Origin of the sequence: Desulfoluna butyratoxydans (assembly GCF_900699765.1) — a bacterium.
Taxonomy (GTDB): Bacteria; Desulfobacterota; Desulfobacteria; order Desulfobacterales; family Desulfolunaceae; genus Desulfoluna; species Desulfoluna butyratoxydans.
Genome location: NZ_CAADHO010000009.1, coordinates 1 through 20,084, shown reverse-complemented (window position 1 = coordinate 20,084; position 20,084 = coordinate 1). Strand labels below are relative to the sequence as shown.

Sequence of the window (20,084 nt, the reverse complement as noted above, 5' to 3'; positions counted from 1 at the left end):
TGACAGTTCCGGGTCCGGCCCCGACGGTTTTGTCACGTCCGGGCCGGAAAGGGCTGTACTATACCAAAGTCCCGACCTCAAGTGTAGGGATATATCCCGGGCAGGCACGCCCCCAAGGCCTCACCCCTCCATGGCGCCGGAGACCACCGCCATAAGGTCGGCATGGGTATAGGGTTTGACGATGGCCGCGCAGAACCCGTGGGCCATGTAATCGGCCATCACCGGGTCGTTCGAGTAGCCGCTGGAGACCACCACCCGGGCATCGGGATCCCACTGCAGGATGATGCCCGCGGCTTCCAGGCCGCCCATGGCCCCGGCCACGGTCAGGTCCGTGATCACCACGTCCACAGGCTCCGGCCCGCCGTGGCGCTCCCTGTAGACCGCCACCGCCTCTTCGCCGCTGGCGGTGAGCAGCACCTCATAGCCCATGGACACCAGAAGGCCCTCCACCACCTCCCTGACCATCTCTTCATCATCCATCACCAGAATCCGGCCCCGCCCCATGGCCTGGGGCCGGGGCTGCGCCTCAAGGGGCTCTATCAGGGCTTCCTCCGAGGCGGGCAGGTAGAGGGTGAAGCAGGTTCCCCGACCGGGGGTCGACGCCACCTCGATATGCCCGTCGTGCTTGTACACAATAGAATGGGTGGTGGCAAGGCCGAGCCCGCTCCCGGTTTTCTTGGTGGTGAAAAAGGGATCGAAGACCCGGTCCCTGATCTCCTCGGGGATGCCGGGACCCTCGTCGCAAAAGGTGAGCTTCACATACCGGTCGCCCTTGAGGGGAAGGAGCCCCACCTGATCTGTCTTGATGGGATGGTTCTCCGCGGCGATGGTGATGACCCCGCCCCGGGGCATGGCCTGCACCGCGTTGAGGATCAGGTTCTGGGCCACCTGGCTTATCTGGCCCGCATCGATCTCTGCGGGCCACAGGTCCTCGGCAAAATGGGTTTCGCAGCGCACCCGGCTGCCCCGGAGCACAAACCCGGCAGACTCCCGCACCACATCCACCACCGAGGCCACACGGATAACGGGCGCCCCGCCCTTGGAGAAGGTCAAGAGCTGCTGGGTGAGGTCCTTGGCACGATCACAGGCCTTGAGCACATCTGTCAGGAGCCGGTGGGTCTCGGAGGTCTCCTGGCAACGGGTCCGCGCAAGGCTCACCCCGCCCAGTACCGCTGTGAGAATGTTGTTGAAGTCGTGGGCGATGCCCCCGGCAAGCACCCCCACAGACTCAAGTTTCCGGACCTTGAGGAGTTCTTCTTCCATGCGGTTTTCGTCGGTGACGTCCCGGAACACCAGGACCACCCCCACAATGGTGCTGGTGCGATCCATGATGGGCGCCCCGCTGTCTGCGATGCTGCGCTCGGTGCCGTCCTTTGCGATGAGGGCCGTATGATTTGCCAGGGTGATGATGTTGCCCGTGGACAGAACCTTGTCCACGGGGTTTTCGCACGGCTTGCGGGTCTTCTCGTTGATGATGCGGAACACCTCGGCCATGGGGCGCCCCACCGCCTCGTTCTGGGTCCAGCCCGTAAGCTTTTCTGCCACCTTGTTCATCAGGACCACATGCCCGGAGACATCACTGGTGATCACCCCGTCCCCGATGCTCCGCAGGGTCACGGCCAGGCGCTCTTTTTCCTCGGAAAGTTTCTCTTCGGCCTCTTTCCTGGCGCTGATATCCCGTCCCACGGACACCACACAGGCCTGATCCGTAAGGTGGGCAACCTTCAGGGAGACCTCCACCCAGAAAGCCGTTCCGTCCTTTCGCCGCCCCTGCCACTGGACCACCCGGGGGTCTCCCAGGGCCACCTGCCGAAACAGGACCATGGCCTTGTCCCCGGTGGAGTCCCCCTCCCCGGAGAGAAGGGTTTCAAAGCCCGCCCCCAGGATCTCGTCGCGCCCATACCCCAGCATGGCAAGGCCGGGCTTGTTGATGTCCACCACCGCACCGGTTTCGGCGTCATGGAGGATAATGGCGTCATTGGGGGTATTGAAAATCTCCCGGTAGCGCCGCTCACTTTCCCGAAAGGCCCGTTCCGCCTGAAGTCTTTCGTCGATCTGGCGACTCAGGATATCGTTGGCCATGGAGAGTTCCTCGGTACGTCGGGCCACCTTCCGTTTCAACGCCCAGCTCCACAGCAGAAACAAAAGGGCCACAGCCACCAGGGGGCCACCCACCATGGCCATATGGATCAGAAGCTCCTTCCCGTTAAACTCCTTGGGCCGGTAAGCGCCGAACCACTTTGCATGAATCTCGTCGTACTGACCCGAGGCCTTGATGGCGCTGAGCCCTTCGTTGAGCAGAGAGAGCAGCCGCTCATCCCCTTTTCTCACGGCAAAGCAGAAGGCACGCTGTAAAATAGGAGGGCCCACGGCCCGGATGGCATCCAGGCCTTCGTCCTTGATGATCATGAGCCCCTGGAGCCGGGAGACAAGGGCCGCATCCCCCTCCCCTGCCGCCAGGGCCTTGAGCACCTCGTGCATGTTCTCCCGCACCACGATCTCCACGGGTTCGCCCCTCTGGATCAGGTAATCGTGCCCGATGTCACCCTTCTGAACGATGACCCGCCTGTCCCGTGTATCGTCAAGATCCCCGATGGGGCTGCCCTCGGTGACAAACACGGCGTAGGACGCCACGTTATGGGGCGTGCTGAAGGAAAAGTGCCTCAAGCGCTCCGGGGACCTGAACATGCCCATGAGCACATCCACCTCCCCGACCTGAAGGGCGCTGCGGGCCTCATGCCAGGGCATGAGCCTCAGGCTGGTGAGGATCCCCATTTCCCGGGCCACGGCCCGGGTGATATCCACGTCAAAGCCCGTGGGTGTGCCCTGCCCGTCAAGGTACTCGTACGGCGGGTAACTGTTGTCTCCCCCGAAGATCAGATAGGTTGTTCCCTCAGCCCACCCGGTCCCAGGCAACAGTCCCACCACACACATCACACCGACAACAAGCCGTACCACACAGATCCGGAAGTAAAAACCCAGCACCGCTCCCCCCTGTTTCGTATATCACCATGCAGACATGGCTCTCACGTCATCGACACACAGAGCACCCGAGGCCCCGTCCGCACAACCCGGAACAGCCTCCGAACGGCCCGGAACAAGCCGAGACACCCGGAGGAACAAATCGCATGTTTACGCTTTGAATTACTGATCGCACGATTAAGAAAAAAACTGAAGGATTTAAAACAGAAAAATTCTTTGGAGGGAGGTATTGCCTCACCCTATCCCAAGGGTTTTTCATGCACATCGCCCGCAGGGTGGGCAACGGAAGACGCACGGTGCTCCCCGCCCCGGCAGCAGACAGGGTGCTCTCCCCAGGGAAAGGGGACGAGGAAAAGCCCCCCGAAAAGAAACAGGGCAAGGACCAGGCCACACACCAGGGCACCATGAAGCGCATCCGAAAACAAACCGGACCCCAGGGAGAGCATGACAAGGGCCCCACCGTATGCGAGGCGGCCCAGCAGGCTCTGGAGGGAGAAGTAGGTGCTCCGCTCGTGGCGCCCCAGCAAAGGGGCAAGTTCAGCGTTCACCAGGGGCGTAGACACCGCGCGGGAAGCGGTTCGGCCCACCAGCATCAGGGCCACCAGCGGATGCACCACAAGGGCCATGGCCCCGATGAGCACCACCTGGAGCAGGGCACAGGCAAGCAAGGTCCGCCGCACCACACACCGATGATGAATCCGACCGGCAAAGCGCGTCATAAAGGCCCCCAGGACCATGGTCAGGGCCAGGTGCATACCGGAAAGGGGCGGTACCAGGGACGGCCCCACCCCGGACCACGCCAGGGCCTGCTTCAGGTAGGGTTGGTAAAACTCATAGGGAATATGGAGAAGCACGGTCATGGCAAGGGCGTAAAGGGTAAAAAAGCGAAGGCGGGGCCCCCGGGCTTTCCTCAGGACATGGCGAAGCTGGGGACCGAAGGGCGCCGCCACCTTCCCTTTGGCCCCTTCGGGTTCCGTCATTGTCATCACGATCCCCAGCGAGATCATTGCCGTGGCACACGACAACCCGTACACCCACCTCAGGTGACCAGCGGCGGCCAGCCCACCCAGAAGTGCCGCGCCGCCACCGGCCAGGAGGCTGTATTTAAGGGCCCGCCCCTCCAGGGAAGCGTACTGGGCCTCTCGGCCCAAGTCCTTGAGACTCTCGTAGTGAAGGGCCGTGTCCGTTCCCGAAGCCGACGCAAACCCTGCGGCCAGAAAAAGCTGGGCCGCGGCAAACTGCCAGAAGGTGTGGCCGGTCAAAAAAAGAAGGTAGGCCAGGCCCAGGCAGCCGGAGGAACACATCAGGGTTCGCCTTCGCCCGAAGCGATCGGCAAGATATCCCGAAGGGACTTCGGCCGCGGCAACGGTTACATAATAGACAGCTTCCAGGTGCAGGGCCTCGGACAGGCTGAGCACCGAAGAAAAATAGAGAAAAAAGACCGGCCCCCAGAAGTAGCCATCCCTGAAAAAAAGATACCAGGGATATCGCGCAATGTTTGCCGTCAATGCCTCGTTTCGCTCTGTCATAGCCGTCTCACAGATATTTCGATATTTCTGCCAGCTCAGCCTTGATGTCACCGGCTGAGCGTTCTTTCAACGCGTGATCGTCCAGGCAGTGGTCGATATGATCGCGCACCAGGGCCTGCTTGGCGTTGCCCACGGCCCTGTAAACCGCCTGGAGCTGCCTGGCCACCTCCACACAGGGCGCCTCGCCCTCAATCATGGCCACCACCTTGGCCAGGTGCCCCCCGGCCCGTCTCAGCCGCTTGGCGATTTCATCATGATTTTTATGACGTGATGCGTCAGCCATTTGGCCCTCCTGTCATGGCGTCCGTGGTTCATAACCTATCCCCGGGGTGGGGATACATATACAACTACTTATTTTTCATATTCATTGCAAGAAGCAAAACACAGAGCATTAGCATGCGTTACCTGTAAAGCAACAGAAAAACCCGCGTTCACGGGAAAAGCCTTTCGTTCTTTTGGCCAAAAAGGGTACAATACCAACACGTAAGGCCAAGCCGTAACAACCGACGCCATAACGCCAACCCGGACAAAACATCCCCTTAAGACCTGAGTCCCTGACGGCACTCCGGGATCAAGCCATACCTCGACCGCTTCGCTTCAGCCCTGCAAAAAAACTTATGTACGCTTTCAGGAGCACCCTCTCCCCTCGCCCTTTTTGTTCCCACCCCTGCTCTTCCTGCTCCTTGCCTGAAACAAACACGCCCGCCCACAGGAGGCTTTCATGAACCCACGTTTTGTTTCAATCCTTGCGGCCCTTGTCTTCCTGGCCCTGGCAGGTTGCAGCTCCAGCTCCGATTCGTCGGACGCCAATTTCGGTGACCTCACCGTCCAGCTCACCGATGCCCCCTCCCCGGACTACAAAGCCGTCTACATCAGCGTCAATCAGGTGGAGGTCAACCGATCCGCCACCGATGAAAATGGGTGGCAGGTGGTGGACATCGTCAACGAAACCATCAACCTTCTGGATTATACCGGGGGGCTCTTGAAGTCCCTCGGCACACGGGAGATGCCTGCCGGAGTGTACAATCAGGTGCGCCTGGTCCTGGCCAGCGCCCCGGATGAGCAGACGAACATCCTTGGATCACTCCACCCCTTTGCACACTACGTGGTGGAGCTCGACGACTCCATTCACCAGCTCACCGTCCCCAGTGAGGACAGCAGCGGTGTCACGCGGACCAAACAATTCATCATCGACACAAACGCCAACGTCGAGCTGATCCTGGACTTTGATGTCATGAGATCCGTGGTACAGGGGGGCGACACCGGGCAATGGTTCTTGAAATCGATCCTTGAGGTGCTGGATACCCGGGAGATTGCACTCATATCCGGCTCCGTCACCGACAGCCCCACACCGGGAACGGCCCTGCAGGGCACCCGGGTGTCGGTGCAGACCTACGACGGCTTTGCCACCGACCCCAAAAACAGAGTCATCACCATTGGCTCCACCCTCACCGATGCGGCGGGCTCCTATACCCTCAGGGTCCCGGAGAGCACGTACAACCTCGTTGCCTACAATGACAACGAATTCAGCCCATTGTGCCGCCGCATCACCGCCCTTACGTGCACCCCCCTCACCGAGGATTTTGCATTGACCGGGACCAATCCCGCAGGCACATTAACCGTTAGAATCACGGGATTTAACGCCGGGAATGAAGAGTCTATAACGGTGAGCGTACGCAGGGACGCCCCCTGTGGAACCGGCTTGCCCAATTTCATCGAACTGCTGTCCGAATCCTACTCTGCCGATGGTGACTACAACATCACCCTACCCCCAAACAACTACACGGTGGTGGCCTTCGGTGACCCCATCTCCTCGACCATAAGCAATACCTGGGAGATCACATCGGGGGGCACCAGAATTTTCGTAATAAACCTGTAACCCCCGAATTGTCAGACACTCAGCTCCCGCTCCAGCTCGTCCAGAAATAACTCCATAACGCCATGGCGACGTTCCGCTTCCCGCCGGGCCGCGCCGGTATGCAGTGTATCTTTGAGGGTCAGGAGCTTGGCGTAAAAATGGTCCACGGCATAGGCCCGATCGTCCAGCTCCCGGTGCCTGCCAAAGGGGTCCTCCGGATGAAACATGGCCGAGTCCATGGCCCCGCCCGTTAAAAAGCAGCGGGCTATGCCCAGGGCCCCAATGGCATCCAGGCGGTCAGCGTCCTGGACCACCCGGGCCTCCAGGGTCTCCGGTGGTTTTCCCAGGCTGAAGCTGTGGGCGTGGATGGCGTGGTGCACTGCGGCAAGCGTGTCCCCGGAAACCCCGAGCCCTTTTAAAAACCGCACCGCCTCATCCGCCGCCAGGCGGGACGCAAAAGCCCTGTCCGGCGAATTCTTGGGCACGCTCACACAATCATGGAGCCACGCCGCAGGCACCACCACACCAAGATCCGCCCCTTCCGCTTCCCCGATGCGCCGAGCCATGGACACCACCCGCTTCACATGGCCCAGGTCGTGGGCCCCGTCCTGAACAGCCCGCCCTTTAAGAAACGCTTCACACGCTTTTTCCATCATCTTCTCCTTAAAAATGTCCCACACGTGCACAGGTTCAAACACATGCGTATGAGAGCGCCCCCTTATGTGAGTGTGACGCGTTACCAACGATGTAGGGAATATGAGGTAGATACTGTCAAAGTCACGCATTATGTAGTGAATGGTCAAAAGGCGTTTGGTTTTTTAAAATACCAAATGCAACATGGATTAACTTTCTCATCATAGCAGTGATGATTACCTTTGGTGCCTTGCCAGATGCAAGGAGTCGCTCTTTGAACCAGCCACCCCACTCTGTTCTGTAAATGGCAACCATTGCAGGCATATATAAGGCTTTTCTAATTGATTTATGGCCGACTTTCGAAATCCGTTGCTTCATCTTAACACTGGAACCAGATTCATGGTGACGTGGGTCTAACCCAACAAAAGCAGCAACTTGTCGAGCTGTTTTGAAGTTGTGTGCTCCAGCAAGAATGGAGAGAAGAACAGGCACTGTGACTTTCCCAAGTCCCGGTATTGAATCCAAAAGGTCTTTTTTTGCCTTGAGATCTGGATCATCATCAATGACCTGTTTTATCTTCTTTTCAATCTCTTTAAGCTCAGTCTTGAGATGGAGAATAACAGACTCAATGCTGCTTTTTACGGCAGCGTTAGCAACATGCAATCGGTTGTTTTCCTGTGAAATCATGGAGATAAGGGCCTCACGCCTTGCAATGAGAGCACGTACTTTTTTGACGGAAAGGGGAGGAGGCGTCCATAATACTGGGTTTTGATTGGCGCAAAACTCGGCAATAATTCGAGAATCCACAGCATCAGTCTTTGTCCGAATCAACATTGAAGTTGCATATGATTTAATTTGCAACGGATTCATGACAGAAACAGGATGCCCCTTCTGGTGTAGGTAATCAGCAAGATCCTCCCAGTAAACGCCGGTGGCCTCCATGCAAACATGTGGCAATAGCTCAGATTTTTGACGAGCTATCCATGTGCTGAGTTGTTTGAAACCACTGGCATCATTTTTGACAACTTTACTTCGAAATTTACCGTTGGAAAGGCGTAGGGCAACATCCAACTTGGCCTTGGAAACGTCAATACCTATAGCTGTTTTCAAAGAATCCTCCCTGCGTGATCAACCTTGTGAGTGCGGGCTGTCGGTTATACCGAGCCAAAGATACTGTTCGATCTTTCGCTGGAGAAGAAAATCGCTGCATAATCTACGTCACGGGCTTGTGCCCAAGGGTGCGCACGGCATGCGATTTTCTGGATTATTACCGAGTTAAATGTGGCACGACATACATTGCCATAAGTTGCCTGGGGGCCTGGCTGCACCGGAGGTGCCCAGCGTCACCCCATGGTGCCAACTCCAGTCGCCCTTCGGGCTCCTTTCGTTGGCACCATGGGGTGACGCTGAAAGGCCCTGGCCGAATTACCTCTGAAGCATAGAATGACATAAACGCTAACACAAGGGTGCGCTTGCGCACCGCCGATAAATCGTAACGGTCATGCCTCCATATCCGGCTAACCTTCACACAGCATCAAAATATCAGAAGGCGTCGGTTTTTCGAACACTTGGTGCGCAAGCACACCCTACAGGTGATCGCATACCAGGCTGTTAAAGTCACGCGAACCTCCCCCCTTCATCGGGTTCCAGATACCCCCACCTTGCCGCCGAAGACTGCTTTGTTTTTTTATGGCGCCCAACAAAAAACCCGCGACTCGGCATGAGTCGCGGGTTTGTTTTTTCATCTGGCGTCAGGGTGGCCCTGACTTAGCCGAGATACTCGAACAGGGAGTTCAGGGCCTCGTCCAGGTGTTCCGGCTTGGAGCCGCCGGCCTGGGCCATGTCGGGACGGCCGCCACCGCCGCCGCCAACTATGGCTGCGGCTTTCTTGACGATGTCACCGGCTTTGTAGGTTTTGGTGAGGTCTTTGGTCACCAGGGCAAGCAGAAGGGCTTTTCCGCCGGACTCGGTGCCGAGGAGAACAACGCCGGAGCCGATCTTGTCGCGGAAACGGTCGGCCAGCTCGCGGAGCTGGGCCGGGTTTTCCACGGAGACCTTCTTGGCCACGGCGCGGACTCCGTTCACCTCTTTGATGTCGTCATCGAGGCTTTCGGCGGCTTTGCCTGCCATCTGCATCTTGAGCTGCTTGAGCTCTTTTTCAAGGGCCTTGTTGTCGGCCAGGATCTTTTCCAGGCGCTCGGAGAGGTTCTCCGGTGCGCTCTTGACCATGGCTGATGCCTCGGCAAGGGTGTGGAGGCTCTTCTGGGTGCTTTCGATGGCCGAAGCACCGGTGAGGGCCTCGATACGCCGCACGCCCGAAGCGATGCCGGAGTCCGAAAGAATACGGAAGGCGCCGATGTCACCGGAGGCTGCCGTGTGGGTGCCCCCGCAGAACTCTTTGGAGAAATCCCCCATGGAGACCACGCGGACCCGGTCCCCGTACTTTTCGTCGAACAGGGCGGTGGCGCCGGTCTTCATGGCCTCTTCGGCGTCCATCTCCTCGACGCCCACGGGCACGTTCATGCGGATGCAGTCGTTGACGCGGGCTTCGATGGCATCCAGGGTGGCGCGGTCCACCGGGGCAAAGTGGGTAAAGTCAAACCGGAGGCGATCCGGGCCCACCAGGGAGCCTGCCTGCTTGACGTGCTCGCCGAGCACCGAGCGAAGGGCAGCATGAAGGATGTGGGTGGCGCTGTGGTTCAGGGCGGTGGCGGCGCGTTTATCGCAATCCACGGCCAGAGTCGCCATGAGACCTGCCTTCACCGCTCCGTTCTCCACGCGGCACTTGTGGATAAAAAGGCCTGTGGGGTCCTTGATGGTATCCAGGACGGTCAGCTGAAAGCCTTCCCCTGAGAGGGTCCCGCAGTCGCCCATCTGGCCACCGGACTCCCCGTAGAACGGCGTGGCTTCCACCACAACCTCCACGTCGGTGCCCGCAGCCGGAGCTTCCACCTCTTCACCGTCCACGGCCACCACCAGGATTTTGGACTCTCCGGTAAGGCCTGCGTACCCGGTGAACTCGGTTTTCACACCCGCTGCAGAGAGCTTGCGGAAGGCTTCCCCGCTCCGGGTAAAGGCAACGCTGCTGCGGGATTTTTCCCGCTGGGCTTCCATGGCCTTGTCAAACCCTTCCAGGTCCAGGGTGATGGTGTCGTCGGTGATGACGTCACGAATGATGTCCACGGGAAAGCCGTAGGTATCGTAAAGCTTGAAGATCACATCCCCGGAGAGGACTTTCGCCTCGGACGCCTTCACGTCCTCCAAGGCCTCTTCCAGAAGCCTCAGGCCGTTGTCGAGGGTCACGGAGAAGCTCTCTTCCTCGTTTTTGATCACGCTGGTGATAAAGGCTTCGCTCTCCTTGAGTTCGGGATAGGCGTCGGCCATCATCTCCATAACCACGCGGCTGGTGGTGTGGAGGAAGGGCTCGGTGAGCCCGATGAAACGACCGTACCGGATGGCGCGGCGCATGATGCGGCGCAGCACGTAGCCCCGGCCTTCGTTTGCGGGCATCACCCCGTCGCTGATGAGGAAGGTGGCGGCGCGGCTGTGGTCGGAGATGACCTTCATGGCGATGGCGGTGTCGTTGCAGTCCGTCATCTTCTTGCCGGAGAGCTCTTCCACCTTGCCGATGATGGGGGTAAAGAGGTCGGTGTCGTAGTTGGTGTCCGCGTTCTGCATGATGCTGGTGATGCGCTCAAGGCCCATGCCGGTGTCGATGCAGGGGTTGGGAAGGGGGGTAAGGGTCCCCTCTTCGTCCCGCTCGTACTGCATGAACACGAGGTTCCAGATCTCCAGGTAGCGGTCGCAGTCGCAGCCCACGGCGCAGTTGGGGTTGTCGCAGCCGAAGCGCTCCCCACGGTCGATGTGGATCTCGGTGCAGGGGCCGCAGGGGCCGGTGTCGCCCATGGCCCAGAAGTTATCGGCTTCGCCCAGGCGGACGATGCGGTCTTCGGGCACGCCGATCTTCTTGTTCCAGATTTCAAAGGCTTCGTCGTCATCCAGGTAGATGGAGACCCAGAGCTTGTCCACGGGAAGCTTGTACCCGTTGGTGAGAAGGTCCCAGGCAAAGGTGATGGCCTGCTCCTTGAAATAGTCGCCGAAGGAGAAGTTGCCGAGCATCTCGAAAAAGGTGTGGTGGCGAGCCGTGTACCCGACATTTTCCAGGTCGTTGTGCTTGCCCCCGGCGCGAACGCACTTCTGGCTCGTCACGGCCGTTGTGTAGTCCCTCTTCTCTTCGCCGATGAAGGTACGCTTGAACTGCACCATGCCCGCGTTGGTAAAAAGGAGAGTGGGGTCATCCGACGGCACAAGAGACGAGCTCCTGACGTTCCGGTGGTTGTGCTTCTTAAAGTAGTCGATAAAGAGTTTTCGCGCTTCGCTGCCTTTCATCACCTTGCTCCATGGCAGGGCCCTTGGCCCCGGGTTGGACCGTTACGGTCCCTTGTGGTAAATGGTCAAAATCGACGTTCTCGAAAAATAGGGTTCCCTGGGATCGACCCGCCTGGGAGGGTCGCCGGGCTTTTTCGAGGCCACCAAAAATAATATACACAAATAAACAGCAAAAGGGCCTGCGCCTGATCAGGCGCAGCGCCCTTTTTTCAGTTTATCAAATGATTCCTTGCAGAACCACCCTATTATGCGTCTGCCGCCTCTTCTGCGGGGGCTTCGGCAATGCCCAGGGCTTCTTTGACCTTGCCCAGAACTTCGTCGTACAGCTCGGTGTTTTCGGCAAAGAATTTCTTGGCGTTTTCACGGCCCTGGCCCACGCGCTCTCCGTTGTAGGAGTACCACGCGCCGCTCTTCTCCACGATACCGGCTTCCACACCGATGTCGATGAGCTCTCCGGTCTTGGAGATGCCTTCGCCGTACATGAGGTCGAACTCCGCCTCTTTGAAGGGAGGCGCCATCTTGTTCTTGACCACCTTCACGCGGGTACGGTTACCCATGACCTCGGTGCCGTCCTTGATGGCGGACGAACGACGGATCTCCATGCGCACGGAGGAGTAGAACTTCAGGGCGTTGCCACCGGTGGTGGTTTCGGGGTTGCCGAAGACCACGCCGATCTTCATACGAATCTGGTTGATGAAGATTACGGTGGTGTTGGTGCGACCGATGGTGGCGGTGAGCTTACGAAGGGCCTGGCTCATGAGGCGGGCCTGGAGGCCCATGTGGGCGTCGCCCATCTCCCCTTCGATCTCGGCGCGGGGCACCAGGGCCGCCACGGAGTCCACCACGAGCACATCAACAGCGCCGCTTCGGACCAGCATGTCGGCGATCTCAAGGGCCTGCTCACCGGTGTCGGGCTGGGACACGAGCAGGTCGTCGCAATTGACCCCCAGCTTCTGGGCGTACACAACATCCAGGGCGTGCTCGGCATCGATGAAAGCTGCAATGCCCCCGCGTTTCTGGGACTCAGCCACAATATGAAGGGTCAGGGTGGTTTTCCCGGATGATTCGGGGCCGTAGATCTCAATGACGCGACCCTTGGGCACACCACCTACTCCCAGGGCCTTGTCCAGGGCGATGGAACCGGTGGGAATAACGGGCACTGACGCCACTTCCCGGTTCCCAAGCTTCATGATGGCCCCTTTACCGAACTGGCGTTCAATCTGACCCATGGCCGTTTCAACGGCCTTATCCCTGTCAAAGGACGTGCCCATGCGCTCCTCCTTGGTCCTCTTTTCGGTCCGCTGCAGACAACCGAAAGTCTAAGGTATAATATCTATCTTGATTTACTGATTTTTTTACATAACTGAGACGAAAAGACATTTTTCGAATTTCTATCGATATATCACTCTTTGATCCATTATGCGAGCCCTGAAATAAACCGCCACCCCCTCCCGATTCCAGGGCTCCGCCCCCCGGCCCTGAGATTTGGTATTGATAAATCAGAACCCTTACTATAAACTTACGAAATAAATACCTTTTACACCCAAAATCTAACCCAGGGCATTGCCATGCCATCCATGCCCGCCGACCTCATCACACCCTGCCTGTTCACCACAAATAAAACCAAGGAGACCCTCCAAAATGAGCACAAAAATCGCAGCCTATGCCGTGGCTATTTTTGTTTCAACCGCACTTCTGGGGTGCCAGCCCGGCAGCCAGGGAAGCAAAACCTACAAACCCGGCCAGGCCCAGCAGGCCATGTCCGTTTATTATGGCACAGTCCTCAATGTGGCCGATGTGCAGATCCAGCATGAAGAGAGCGGCGCAGGAGCCGTGGGAGGTGCCGTGGTAGGCGGGATTGTGGGCTCCACCATCGGCGGAGGCAGCGGCAGCACCCTGGCCACCACCGCCGGAGCCCTGGGCGGAGCTGCCGCGGGAAGCGCAGCCGAACGCTCACGGGCCATGCGCCCCGGGGTTGAGATCGAGCTGGAACTCGACGACGGACGCATCATGGTGGTTGTCCAGGAGAAAGACGACGAATACGTCGTGGGGGACAGGGTCCGTCTCATCGAAAGCGGGGACGGCACGATGCGCGTCCGACAGTAACGTCAACGGCAAGCCTTGGATACCGCCAGAAACATCAAGGGCCCTGCAGCATCAATTGCAGGGCCCTTTTGCGCTCTCAAACAAAAACAGGAAGGGACACCGCCTCCGTCAAAAAGCACTGGGCACCCAGCCAAAAAGTCCCGAAACAGCCCCCACATAACGAGCAACAACCACACTGTGCGCAGGTACATTAAAAACAAGACCGAGAATCCCTGAAAAATAAAGATGCATCACAACGCCTTCAGGCGCATACCGGATGCCTTGCCTCCAGAATCGAACCGGCACCACAACACCGGCAAAAACAAGCCCCCAGAACAGCGCCGTTTCACAAACCGACACCACAGGAACAGCCAGCAACACCCGGGTCATATCCACCATGCCCCGAATATCAAAAAACAGATATATTGCGCCGTACATACACTGGGACATGACATACGCCAGGAGCCCCACCTCAACAGCGTAAGATATAGTGGTACGTACAAGGCCCGCAGCGCTTAACAGCAGCACGCCCACCGCCCCCGCGGAAGCCACCACAGCGCCCCAGAACACCACCCAACCGGCGAGTTCTGCCCATGTCACCGACGCAAAGACCGAAGCCTTACCGAAAAAAAAGGCTCCAACACCAACGCCTCCCATGGATACAACGTACAGCATCGGGACCATAACCAGGATCAAGGTGTTCAAAGGGTTCAGGACGTAGCCTCTTGAGTCCTCGGAGCCCGCATAATAAGCGAAAGTCACCCACACGCTGCATGCCAGGGGCCTGAAGAACCCTGCGTAGAGAAACCCGGCAATCAGAAACCACAGAACAGTCGCCCTTCCCCCTGAAGCGCTACCCCTCAGCACCTCGTCGCCCAGGCTCATAATGTCCGGGTGCTTGAGCACATAATAAGCGGCACCAAGGGAGACTGCACCCGAGGCCCCAAAAAGGCAGCGTCCCACCAGACTCTTCCCTGCCCCAAACACAGCCTCGGCCCTGTCCAGGCGTGCCTCGCCGAACCGCGCAGCAAACCCCGCAATAAAGACTCCATACATAAACACACGCGGGCCCCTGACCGAATAGTGAAAGAGGCTCAGCAGATAACCACTGGCGGCATACGCCACGCCCCCCACAAGAAAAAGCGACAAAAACGCAAGGCCCGGCGGCACGGATCCATGGCCGCTCTTAGTTGAAACGTCACCAACATCCCCCGCCATGCCCCTTTCCTCACATCGAGACGCGCCCCCCAAACCAGTACCGAGCAGCACCATGATCTTGTAGATGATGCCCATGGCGACATCTATTGCCGACCAAAAAGGCACACAGGAAAGGTGCCCATGTCGTATCTTCCTCAGCGTATCCACCGTGTATCCCCTCATCCAAAAAATAACCGACGGTTCTTGCTCACCACAACGGCGATAATCAGTTGTTACGGAACATCCGGGCTTAACGCCTTTGCAAGTTGTTGACAAGGAAATTTTACCTCAACACACGGAGGACGATGCGGCACTCGGCTCGTCCAAAGGGGGAGAAAATCGAGTAGAAAACAGTGAATCACATTTTATATCTTTGAAATGTCTAATTTTCCAACACGCCAACCAACTGTTATAATTTTCTATTGTTACAACCGGACCATTTTCCCATGGAATGCCCGGGCTAAATTTCAATGGGACTATTCCACAGTTCTGTGCTTAATTGAGAGGGCCCCTCTCAACCAGCAGCGTTAGCTGAAAATAAAACATGCTGCTATGTGATTTGGTAACAGGAAGGGTCCATCATTTTGGGGAATAACGAGTCTTACAGAGGAGTAATCATGGATTTTACTGCCGCAGCCTCAACGCATACCAAATTCAACTGGAGGGTCCGTTCCCTGGCTTCCGATTTCATACTCGAGGATACCTGGGAGTTTCCATATGAATTCAGCGCAAAGGACGGGGTCGATTTACATTTGTTCCAGAAATCCGCCATTGAGCCCATGATGAAGGACATTTACGATGTCTCCTTAGCGGGAATGCTCTTCAGGGTACGAAAGGTTGTAGGCGCGTTATTTCGTATCGATAACAACTTGAACAATCACCCCATTCCGGGCTGCAGAGAAAAGAGCCTTCGGGATCGTTTGCAGGATAGGGACCTTGAAAAAAACACTCCGCAGCGCGCGATGGACATCTCAACGCGCGACTATATGGACTTCAGGCCAGTGTATACCTTCGAGGACGAAACGCTCCATGAGCTCTCCAATTCCACCGAGCATGCGTTGATGCACTATGCCTGGTCTCCCTCGGGAGACGGAAAGTGGAAGGTCCGCCTTGCGGTGTACATCAAGTACAGGAGCAGTTTCAGCGCGCTTTACATGAGATGTATCCGACCATTCCGCCACTACGTGGTCTACCCCCACATTTTCAGGAAGTGCATGGAACACTGGGAAAGGCGATCCGATGAAGGGGCCGCGCCACCCTGCGGATAAATGGGGTTCCTGTCTCGTTTCGGTACATTGCCACTCGTCCCTCAACATACCACCGAGCAGAAGCAAGAGGCCTCACCGCCCTCTCGAATGGTTTTGTCCGAATTTTTGCCGCAATAATCCATAAGCCGAGAAAGGCATCACGTCTTGACATTGGCCCCTTCATTTTCAAATTGACGCGCCTTTTTGTTTTTCAACCAACATACCCATGCTGGAGCGCCACAAGATATTAAGCGAAAGACTGTTTTGTGGAAGCCGTCATTCCGCAACAGGCGGGTAAGGCATTGTTGCCAGAGCATTCTGTGCCCGTTCCATGGCCGCTTCATGGCGTTCCGGTATCCCCTGATTCCACGCATTCAACCTGGCCCCGCCTTTCAGGCTGGAGTATGAGCTCGCGCCCCCCTGTACCGTGGAACTTCCCACGTTCCTGGCAGAATCAACAGTAACAATAACCGTACCCGACGTAGAATCCGTGAACCCAGATTTTATTTGTTCTTTGTCCCAGGTTACGACTCCGGCACCAACACCACGGGCACCTTTTAGAATACTTTTGCCTATATTCAGGGCAGCACTGCCCAGCCCCTTTGTCACCTCGACACCTCCGGAAGCAATGTCAGCCCCCGCATGAATGCTATCTTTTCCCAGCCTGAAAATGCCACCGGATAAACGGCCAACAACCCCAAGCAGAATTTTATCCATTTGCACTTTGGGAGCATTGAGGGGGCCCGTAATCTTGATGGTATTATACTTCACATTTCTGTCGGTCAATATCGAGGAGTTAAGGTGCAGCGACTCTGTGTTGACCGCAAGCCCGATGTCGGCATCAAGGCCGGTGGCTCCTATAGCCTTCCGTGTTGCCGATGGAACCATGGCACCCAATGTGTCCAGCTTGAAACCTGTCACCCGAACCTGGGCGTTTATCAGGGGGAAACCGACCCCAACATGGCCAATTGCCCCTAAAAGGCCCAGGTATGCCGTTGGATGATCTTCAGGCTGGCTAAGCGCAAATGATCCCGAGACAGAGGCCGGTGGACTCTCTTCCCTGGTGTCAAACAAGCGCAGCCCACTGACGTTGAGTTCAATGTCTTTTATCGGTAAAGCGATGCCTTTTTTGGGCAGGGAATCATTCTGGTACGTCAGAGCCCCGTCTTCCAGCCGGGCTTTTTTAAACATGATAACCGGCCGTTTGGTTTCGGCGGAGGGCTCGCTGGGCGCCACTTCCGTAATCTGTTCATCCGCTTTGCCCCTCCGCCCCTTCAACATGCCGATCAATCGTTTGAGTATGCCGGGTTTCTCTTTTGGCGGCTCAACGATGTCCGGTTCTTCCACCGGCCCGCCAAAGAGCTGCCCCAGGCGCTGCCAATTGGATGCGCCGTCTTCCTGGACAATCAGGGATAACGAAGGCCCCTTTACCCGGACACTCTCAATCACCATTTCCGGTGCCCCAAAATCCAGCCCGTCACTGTGAATCTCCAACCTGTCCAGGCCGGCAAACGGCTCCATATCAAAGCCGGGTGGTTGGTCCACCCTGAGCCCACTCAAGGCAAACATGATCTTGCCGCAAAGGATATCCCCCTGCATCACATCACGCAGTTGCAGGTCATCCACAGCCAGATCAAGTTGCAATTCAGAGGACCATTGCTGCTTCGAAAGGCCATCGATAAGTGAAATGCGGATATTTTCAAGACGTATGGTGTCTATGCCAATAGAGGGAATGGACACCCCACTCCCATCAGGATCCACAGGGGGTTCGGTATCAGGTTCTGCATCTGCTTTACCTGGCATCACGATATTCTGAACACTCACGTTTCCCTCGTCATCACGTATGACGACGATGGACAGGTCTTTCAGCACGAGCTCTTCTGCAGTAAGAGATCCAACAAGCAGCGAGATCAGCTTGACGTCCAGCACCAACGTCTCAAGATGCAGAAGCGGTGTTGATCCGAACTGTTGTTGGGAATTGATGGTAAGCCCCTTGGCTTCCACTCTCCCCTCTGCCAACTCAACATCGATGGCATCAAGGGACCCGCCACCTGCCAGGTAGGTATTCAGGAGTTTATGGATCTGGGTGTGCGCAATTGAATTGATGTTCATATTCAGGATGCTCAACGCAATGATCACAACCAGCGTTAAGCCTGTCAACGCTACCCACCACCACTTAAATCGGTAATTTTTTTTGTTGTGTGCGCTCATCACAGGCAGTCCCATAGGGTCGGCATAGACAACACCTGTCATCATCCGACCATTCCCGACTTATTGAGGTTTGATTAACTGAAGGCTGGTTATTTTCTGGCAGCAGCAGAACAAATCACACAAAATCCAGGTTCTGTCTCAGAACACACTGGATTCGTGCAGGGGCGAAGCGACGTGCAAGTGACCCGATGTTCTCCGTTCATTTCATAAACGCAAGCCACACGGGTTGGGTTGATATGAGCTTATGCCCATTTTTCCTATTATAGCGCCACGACATGCCTTTTACCATTGGAAAACAAGCCGTTAAAACAGATCCTGTAACGACAAATGCCCCTGCGGAGATTAAGCATAGTTCTATTGGGAAAGACGTCAGAAAGGCTCTGTAAAGAAAGAAGGACGCTGTCAGATCTGTGGTGCAGAGCATGGCAAAATCTGATCAGGAAGACGTGGAATCTGTTCTCCCCTACCCCGGGACCACATGATCCCGGGGCGGGTTGGAGGGGGCTTCCGGCTGGAGCCCTCAATTAGAAATGATGCACGTAACGCACATTGTATCGGTTGCCTTCCGTTCGGTTTTCAGCGCCCGATTCAAAGTAAACGTTGACGAGAAGGTTATCATCCTTGCCCAGATGAAGCACACCGCCAGGACCGATGGCAAAGACCTTCTCGGCAGTGCCGTCGATACGTTTGCCATCATATTCTGTATCTTGATACTGGTTGAGGTAATATCCGTTCAGCCCGAGCCGGAGCCGACCGGGAATCACTTCATATGCCGTTGTAAAGTTCGCATGGAAGGCATCCCCGGCCCGGGTCTCCGTCACACCAGTCAATCCATCGTTGGGGTCATCATTTTTAAAGTTATAAAGATAGTGAAGCCGAGCTGAAACGGTGAGCTTTGGCGTCAGAAAGGCGGTAAATGCCCAATAGGGGTTGAATGTATAGGTGTTGGAGCCTGGGTTCAGTTCCTTGTCAGAATCATATTTTCCCGTGGGAAAGGTAACCTGAAGCTCAATCCGATGCATGAATCTTGGCCCATTGGCCCCCATGATGGGATCCCACTGAATAAACGGCCCCACAAGAACATCTCCGAGCCCGGTGCCATTGTCTTCAGGAAAGGGCGCATCCATGGCGTAAGACATATCCAGCCCCACCACCGGGATCATCACATTCACACCCCATTTGCCCCCCAGGAAAACAGGCTGATCCGACTGATAAATAAACTGAGACATGGATATCCAGATATCAAGATTCTCATCGGCACCGTCCGGCAATGCCGCATCCCCCTGGGCATTTTTCAGTGAATCAGACTCGTAGTATTGCACATACTGAGAGTAATAAAACCCCGGCCCCGATGGCGGGCCCCCGTCCAGAAAGCTTGTGAATCCCAAGTTCACACTTGGCATATCATACGCCATGGAACCACCAACGGTTGCGAGCAGCCCCACAACCATCCCCACGAACCCTACCAACAATTTACCTCGCACAACCCCTCCTCAATCCCAAAATATGAGTCACATAGACCACGGAGCGCCAACCGCCCTCAAAAACACGTCCGAGCAAAAGATACTGCCCACTTGTTTCTATACACAGAAACAAAGAGCCCATTTTGTAGCAAGACTTTCGCATAATCGCAAGCTCGATTTTTCATTCCACGAACAAAGATCGGGCGAGCCCACGTAGCGGACTATAGTTTTGAAACAACTTGAGTAAAAAGAGTGGAGTTCTCTAATGGCGGGTGGACAGGACCGGGGCAAGCACGTCCCAAACCGGATATTTTATGCAAGGGCAAGGCATCAGATGAGCACGCTCCGCTTTGCCGATCATACGCGTATAGGGCAGCCCTTTCAAGGTGGTAAATATAACTATACCTAAAGGCCCAAAATGACGTGATAAAATCTAGACAAACCACTCTTTAAAGGTTATGGTAAAGTTAAACAATAACCTATTATGGAG

Annotated in this window: 13 protein-coding genes; 3 read left to right on the top strand and 10 right to left on the bottom strand. The window is 56.5% G+C overall.

The window, feature by feature from the left end:
- Window positions 1–120: 120 nt before the first annotated feature.
- The 3 genes from MSL71_RS20320 to MSL71_RS20310 all read right to left on the bottom strand — a co-directional run bounded on the left by MSL71_RS20320 (window position 121) and on the right by MSL71_RS20310 (window position 4,794).
- The gene (locus tag MSL71_RS20320; protein ID WP_180144017.1) at window positions 121–2,985 is read right to left on the bottom strand and encodes a PAS domain S-box protein; all 2,865 of its coding nucleotides are present in this window, start codon (window positions 2,983–2,985) and stop codon (window positions 121–123) included.
- A 236-nt stretch (window positions 2,986–3,221) separates the two neighbouring features.
- A complete protein-coding gene (locus MSL71_RS20315) occupies window positions 3,222–4,511 on the bottom strand; it encodes an MFS transporter (RefSeq protein ID WP_180144015.1) in 1,290 nt (429 codons plus the stop codon).
- A gap of 7 nt (window positions 4,512–4,518) precedes the next feature.
- Window positions 4,519–4,794, bottom strand: coding sequence for a metal-sensing transcriptional repressor (locus tag MSL71_RS20310; protein WP_180144013.1), 276 nt, complete (start codon window positions 4,792–4,794; stop codon window positions 4,519–4,521).
- A 438-nt stretch (window positions 4,795–5,232) separates the two neighbouring features.
- Between MSL71_RS20310 and MSL71_RS20305 the strand changes: the two genes are divergently transcribed.
- Window positions 5,233–6,390, top strand: coding sequence for a DUF4382 domain-containing protein (locus MSL71_RS20305; protein WP_180144004.1), 1,158 nt, complete (start codon window positions 5,233–5,235; stop codon window positions 6,388–6,390).
- A gap of 11 nt (window positions 6,391–6,401) precedes the next feature.
- On the opposite strand, the gene MSL71_RS20300 is transcribed toward MSL71_RS20305, so the two are convergent.
- The 4 genes from MSL71_RS20300 to recA all read right to left on the bottom strand — a co-directional run bounded on the left by MSL71_RS20300 (window position 6,402) and on the right by recA (window position 12,662).
- Window positions 6,402–7,022 carry an HD domain-containing protein gene (locus MSL71_RS20300; protein WP_218951092.1) on the bottom strand — a complete coding sequence of 207 codons (621 nt, stop codon included), beginning with the start codon at window positions 7,020–7,022 and terminating at the stop codon, window positions 6,402–6,404.
- A gap of 124 nt (window positions 7,023–7,146) precedes the next feature.
- Complete coding sequence (locus MSL71_RS20295) at window positions 7,147–8,112, bottom strand: IS110 family RNA-guided transposase (protein ID WP_180144000.1); 966 nt, start codon at window positions 8,110–8,112, stop codon at window positions 7,147–7,149.
- A 657-nt stretch (window positions 8,113–8,769) separates the two neighbouring features.
- The gene (gene alaS / locus MSL71_RS20290) at window positions 8,770–11,391 is read right to left on the bottom strand and encodes an alanine--tRNA ligase (protein WP_180143998.1); all 2,622 of its coding nucleotides are present in this window, start codon (window positions 11,389–11,391) and stop codon (window positions 8,770–8,772) included.
- A gap of 245 nt (window positions 11,392–11,636) precedes the next feature.
- Window positions 11,637–12,662 carry a recombinase RecA gene (recA, locus tag MSL71_RS20285; protein WP_180143996.1) on the bottom strand — a complete coding sequence of 342 codons (1,026 nt, stop codon included), beginning with the start codon at window positions 12,660–12,662 and terminating at the stop codon, window positions 11,637–11,639.
- A 370-nt stretch (window positions 12,663–13,032) separates the two neighbouring features.
- On the opposite strand from recA, the gene MSL71_RS20280 reads away from it, so the two are divergent.
- Window positions 13,033–13,497 (top strand): glycine zipper 2TM domain-containing protein, encoded by a 465-nt coding sequence (locus tag MSL71_RS20280; protein ID WP_180143993.1) that lies wholly within the window; start codon window positions 13,033–13,035, stop codon window positions 13,495–13,497.
- Window positions 13,498–13,605: 108 nt separating this feature from the next.
- Here the strand turns inward: MSL71_RS20280 and MSL71_RS20275 are convergent, their stop codons facing one another.
- Window positions 13,606–14,769 (bottom strand): hypothetical protein, encoded by a 1,164-nt coding sequence (locus tag MSL71_RS20275; RefSeq protein ID WP_180143991.1) that lies wholly within the window; start codon window positions 14,767–14,769, stop codon window positions 13,606–13,608.
- Between the two features lie 521 nt (window positions 14,770–15,290).
- Between MSL71_RS20275 and MSL71_RS20270 the strand changes: the two genes are divergently transcribed.
- The gene (locus tag MSL71_RS20270; RefSeq protein WP_180143989.1) at window positions 15,291–15,941 is read left to right on the top strand and encodes a DUF2867 domain-containing protein; all 651 of its coding nucleotides are present in this window, start codon (window positions 15,291–15,293) and stop codon (window positions 15,939–15,941) included.
- Between the two features lie 255 nt (window positions 15,942–16,196).
- Here the strand turns inward: MSL71_RS20270 and MSL71_RS20265 are convergent, their stop codons facing one another.
- Both MSL71_RS20265 and MSL71_RS20260 read right to left on the bottom strand, forming a co-directional pair.
- On the bottom strand, window positions 16,197–18,176 hold the full coding sequence (locus MSL71_RS20265) for a DUF748 domain-containing protein (protein WP_180143987.1): 1,980 nt from the start codon (window positions 18,174–18,176) through the stop codon (window positions 16,197–16,199).
- Between the two features lie 479 nt (window positions 18,177–18,655).
- Window positions 18,656–19,615 (bottom strand): SphA family protein, encoded by a 960-nt coding sequence (locus MSL71_RS20260; RefSeq protein WP_218951091.1) that lies wholly within the window; start codon window positions 19,613–19,615, stop codon window positions 18,656–18,658.
- Window positions 19,616–20,084: the final 469 nt, after the last annotated feature.

What these genes read in the sequence shown, in the direction of transcription:
- MSL71_RS20310 (WP_180144013.1), bottom strand. Translation starts at nt 4,794, where the DNA reads ATGGCTGACGCATCACGTCATAAAAATCATGATGAAATCGCCAAGCGG.
- alaS (WP_180143998.1), bottom strand. Translation starts at nt 11,391, where the DNA reads ATGAAAGGCAGCGAAGCGCGAAAACTCTTTATCGACTACTTTAAGAAG.
- MSL71_RS20315 (WP_180144015.1), bottom strand. Translation starts at nt 4,511, where the DNA reads ATGACAGAGCGAAACGAGGCATTGACGGCAAACATTGCGCGATATCCC.
- MSL71_RS20265 (WP_180143987.1), bottom strand. Translation starts at nt 18,176, where the DNA reads ATGATGACAGGTGTTGTCTATGCCGACCCTATGGGACTGCCTGTGATG.
- MSL71_RS20305 (WP_180144004.1), top strand. Translation starts at nt 5,233, where the DNA reads ATGAACCCACGTTTTGTTTCAATCCTTGCGGCCCTTGTCTTCCTGGCC.
- recA (WP_180143996.1), bottom strand. Translation starts at nt 12,662, where the DNA reads ATGGGCACGTCCTTTGACAGGGATAAGGCCGTTGAAACGGCCATGGGT.
- MSL71_RS20270 (WP_180143989.1), top strand. Translation starts at nt 15,291, where the DNA reads ATGGATTTTACTGCCGCAGCCTCAACGCATACCAAATTCAACTGGAGG.
- MSL71_RS20280 (WP_180143993.1), top strand. Translation starts at nt 13,033, where the DNA reads ATGAGCACAAAAATCGCAGCCTATGCCGTGGCTATTTTTGTTTCAACC.
- MSL71_RS20275 (WP_180143991.1), bottom strand. Translation starts at nt 14,769, where the DNA reads ATGGGCATCATCTACAAGATCATGGTGCTGCTCGGTACTGGTTTGGGG.
- MSL71_RS20300 (WP_218951092.1), bottom strand. Translation starts at nt 7,022, where the DNA reads ATGGAAAAAGCGTGTGAAGCGTTTCTTAAAGGGCGGGCTGTTCAGGAC.